The organism is Streptomyces sp. NPDC006624, from assembly GCF_040611555.1.
Lineage (GTDB): Bacteria > Actinomycetota > Actinomycetes > Streptomycetales > Streptomycetaceae > Streptomyces.
The window spans coordinates 1-1,054 of record NZ_JBEXOM010000101.1; the positions used below are offsets into that span (position 1 = coordinate 1).

Annotated in this window: 1 protein-coding gene; it reads right to left on the bottom strand. The window is 67.8% G+C overall.

Annotation, left to right across the window (positions count from 1 at the left end):
- Nucleotides 1-61: 61 nt before the first annotated feature.
- Nucleotides 62-1,054 (bottom strand): serine hydrolase domain-containing protein (locus ABZY20_RS37450; protein WP_356448035.1); only part of this gene is annotated, 993 nt, incomplete at its 5' end.

Here is a 1,054-nt window from a genome sequence, read left to right on the forward strand (position 1 = left end):
CGGCGCAAGCCGCGACCGCGCCAACTCAACTACGACGCAACCCCGCTCCCGCGCGCATCGCTCAATGCCCGCGAACCGGACTCCCCGGCAAATACAGATCCCGGATCTTCAACGCCATCCGATACGGCTCCGGATCGTTGCGATTGCTCAACACCACCACCGTCAGCCGCCGCTGCGGCCAACGCACGATCACGTTGCGAAATCCCATCGACTCGCCCGAATGCCACAAGGTCTCGCCGGTGATACGCCAGCCATAGCCGTAGCCCACGTCCGGCGCGTCGGTCGGCGTGTGCGCGGCGAAAGCGAGCGCGCGCGAGGCGTCGCTGAGCAGGCGCTGGTCGTACAACGCCGCATCCCACTTAGCCAGATCGTCGATCGATGAATAGATGCCGCCGTCGCCGAGCGTCGCGCTGGTCGGGCTCTGGTCGGTGCGTTGCCAGCGTCCGTTCTCGTAGCTGTAGCCGTAGGCGCGGTGCGCCACGTTCGACACGCCGCGCTCGTAGGCCACGGTGTCGCGCATGCCCAGCGGAAGGAAGATGCGCTCGCGCAGGAATTCGGCGAAGCCGCGCCCGGAAGCCTTGGCCACAACCAGCGCCAGCAGCGAATAGCCGCTGTTGCTGTAACGATAGCCGCTACCGGGCGCGAAGTAGGTGCGGTCCTGGCCTTCGAGCACCGCCAGCACGTCGCTGTCGTGCATCTGGTGGGCGTCGGCGTCGAAGCTCGCCGGCATCACGTCTTCGTAGTCGATCAGGCCGGATTGGTGGCTGAGGATCTGGCGCAGGGTGATCGCGTCGCAGGCCTTGGGCAGGCTCGGCAGCCAGCGCCGGATCGGATCGTCCAGGCCGAGCTTGCCGTCCTGCGCCAGCAGCAGCACAGCGGCGGCGGTGAACTGCTTGCTGACCGAGGCCAGCCGGTAATTGGTCTGCGGCGTAGCTTTGATGCCGTCTTCGAGCACCGCCAGCCCGTAGCCGCGGCGCAGCAGCGGGCGGCCGTCGCGCAGCACCAGCACGCTGGCGCCGGGCACGCGGCCGCGGTAATCGGCAAGCAAGCCATC